We start from the raw sequence: 2,424 nt of genomic DNA, 5'->3' as shown, positions 1-2,424 counted from the left end.
GCCAGATCGCCGACTGGATCATCGAAGTGGTCGACGGCCTGGCCGCCAACGGCGAAGACGGCAACGCCGAAGTCGAAGCCCGCGTCCGCGCCCAGGTCGCAGACCTCTGCAACCGCTTCCCCATATACCCGAACCTGTAAGCCGAAAGGTCCCAACCATGAGCTTTCAACCAATTGAACAAGCCCCCGCCCGCCTGAACCGCAGCGAGCTTGCCGTGCCCGGCAGCCAGCCCGGAATGTTTGAGAAGGCTGCGAAATCGGACGCGGATGTCATCTTCCTCGATCTGGAAGACGCCGTCGCGCCCGATGAAAAGGAGCAGGCGCGCAGGAACATCATTCAGGCGCTGAATGATATCGACTGGGGGAGCAAGACCATGTCGGTCCGGATCAATGGTCTGGACACCCATTACATGTACCGGGACGTCGTGGATGTTGTCGAACAGGCGGGCCAGCGTCTGGACCTGATCATGATCCCCAAGGTCGGGACAGCTGCAGATGTATATGCGGTCGACATGCTGGTGACCCAGATCGAAGACGCCAAGGGATACAAGAAACGGATCGGGTTCGAACACATCATCGAAACCGCGCTTGGTATGCAGAATGTCAGCGCGATTGCGGCTGCATCAAAGCGCAATGAAAGCCTTCATTTTGGTGTCGCGGATTATGCCGCCTCAACCCGCGCGCGAACCACAATCATCGGGGGCGTGAACCCGGATTATTCGGTTCTGACCGACCCGGATGCCGACGGCGGCCGCCTGACCCACTGGGGCGACATGTGGCACTATGCCCTTGCCCGCATGGTGGTTGCGGCGCGCGCCAACGGGTTGCGCCCCATCGACGGGCCTTTTGGCGATTTTCAGGACCCCGACGGTTACAAGGCCGCAGCAAAACGTGCCGCCGTTCTGGGCTGCGAGGGCAAATGGGCCATCCACCCCAGCCAGATCGCACTTGCCAATGAGGTGATGTCGCCCTCGGATGCCGAAGTTACCAAGGCACGGCGTATCCTTGTCGCCATGGCCGAGGCCGAGGCAGACGGAAAAGGTGCCGTGTCTCTGGATGGTCGTCTGATCGATTATGCCTCGATCCGGCAGGCCGAAGTACTGGTTGAAAAGGCCAGTCAGATCGCTGCGGCCTGATCGCCTGCACCAAACCCGACCTGCGTGGGCGCATTGTCCACGCGGGCTCGGTGCTGCGTTGACTGGTGGATCACGAGACCAACGCGAAAGGTTATCCGTGTTCCGGGGCGGCCGTCCCCAGAAATCGCTTGTTCCGAATTTCGTCCGGGCTGACGTCAAAGCTGCGTTGAAAGGCGCGTTTCAGCGCGACAGTCGATGAAAAGCCGGTCGCTGTCGAGATTTCGATCTGCGACATGTTGGTGAATTGTAAAAGGCTCTGCGCCCGCTCCAGCCGTAGCTCTTTGTAGGTCGACAAAAGTTTCGCACCGGTTTTGCTTAGAAACCTTCGCTGTAACTGGCGGGTCGAGGTCCTGAGTACATTGGAAAGTTCCGAGATCGTCAAAGGATCTTCGATGTTTTCCTGCATCGCATCCAGCGTGCGCATGACAAGCTGATCACCTTTTGCACGGTGCACCAGACGGGCGGCAAGCGTGCTGCCGTGCTTTTGTGTGGGTTCCGTCAGTCCAATGTATCCGCGCAGTATGTCCGCGATATGTTCCCCGTGGTCGATCGACACAAATTCTGACAGCAGGCGCAGCGCGCTTAACCGGGTGGTTGCGCTATGGGCGCACCCGTCTGCGGCCAGATGCGTGCCGGTGCCACAATCTTCCAGCCCGCCCTCCAGTGCAGCGGCTGCGAAATTCGGGTGGACAGCAACGGTGTTCCGGCCTGTTCTTCCGAGTTGCGGCAGAAGCAGCACCGCGCCGCCGACCAGAACAACCCGCGAAGACAGGTTCAGGACCTGCGATACCCAGAATCTGCGCGAATGTGGAATGGACCAGATGTTCTCCAGATCTCCCCAGAAAACCGCCGTTCGTCCGGCCCAGTATAACGGTCCGCCCGCGGGTTCCGAGCCAGCGACACGAAGGTTGACCGCATAGGTGCAGTCTTCGGCCAGAGTGTTTAACGCCTGATAGAATTCGATGACCATTCCAGCTGACGCCATAGCCGCTTCACCGTTGAGAATGACATCGATATGTTTCAATCTTTCGGGTGCCTCAGGCTCCGTTTCAGACAGATTGGCGTGATCATTTTCGAGGACATAGTGTTTCATTGTTCCTCCGACGATTTGGGCGTGGCAGCGCCCCGATTGGCGCTGCCCTCAGGGTGTAAATCCGATCCGTCAGGCGAATTGACGGATCGGACAGACACGGGTTTCACTCAGCGGCGTCTTCGTATGCGTCCATTGGTGGGCATGTGCATACGAGGTTTCGGTCGCCGTATGCGTTGTCGACGCGGTTGACGGGGGA

2 protein-coding genes and 1 pseudogene are annotated in these 2,424 nt (G+C 59.1%); 2 read left to right on the top strand and 1 reads right to left on the bottom strand.

Annotated elements, in window-relative coordinates; genetic code table 11:
* Together glyA and ACR0M3_RS19970 are read left to right on the top strand one after the other, a co-directional pair.
* A pseudogene (gene glyA, locus ACR0M3_RS19975) lies at nucleotides 1-140 on the top strand (serine hydroxymethyltransferase); the annotation flags it as partial.
* Between the two features lie 17 nt (nucleotides 141-157).
* The gene (locus ACR0M3_RS19970) at nucleotides 158-1,135 is read left to right on the top strand and encodes an HpcH/HpaI aldolase/citrate lyase family protein (protein WP_480833602.1); all 978 of its coding nucleotides are present in this window, start codon (nucleotides 158-160) and stop codon (nucleotides 1,133-1,135) included.
* 91 nt (nucleotides 1,136-1,226) lie between these two features.
* Here ACR0M3_RS19970 and ACR0M3_RS19965 read toward each other — a convergent pair whose 3' ends face one another.
* On the bottom strand, nucleotides 1,227-2,228 hold the full coding sequence (locus ACR0M3_RS19965; RefSeq protein WP_480871588.1) for a helix-turn-helix domain-containing protein: 1,002 nt from the start codon (nucleotides 2,226-2,228) through the stop codon (nucleotides 1,227-1,229).
* Nucleotides 2,229-2,424 lie beyond the last annotated feature (196 nt).

The organism is Ruegeria sp. O5 (assembly GCF_056535105.1).
The sequence above is the reverse complement of the archived record's forward strand: the minus strand, read 5'-3'. Positions and strand labels throughout refer to the sequence as shown.

Bases quoted from the DNA above. Each gene is read 5' to 3' on its own strand.
- ACR0M3_RS19970 (WP_480833602.1), top strand. From the start codon at position 158: ATGAGCTTTCAACCAATTGAACAAGCCCCCGCCCGCCTGAACCGCAGC.
- ACR0M3_RS19965 (WP_480871588.1), bottom strand. From the start codon at position 2,228: ATGAAACACTATGTCCTCGAAAATGATCACGCCAATCTGTCTGAAACG.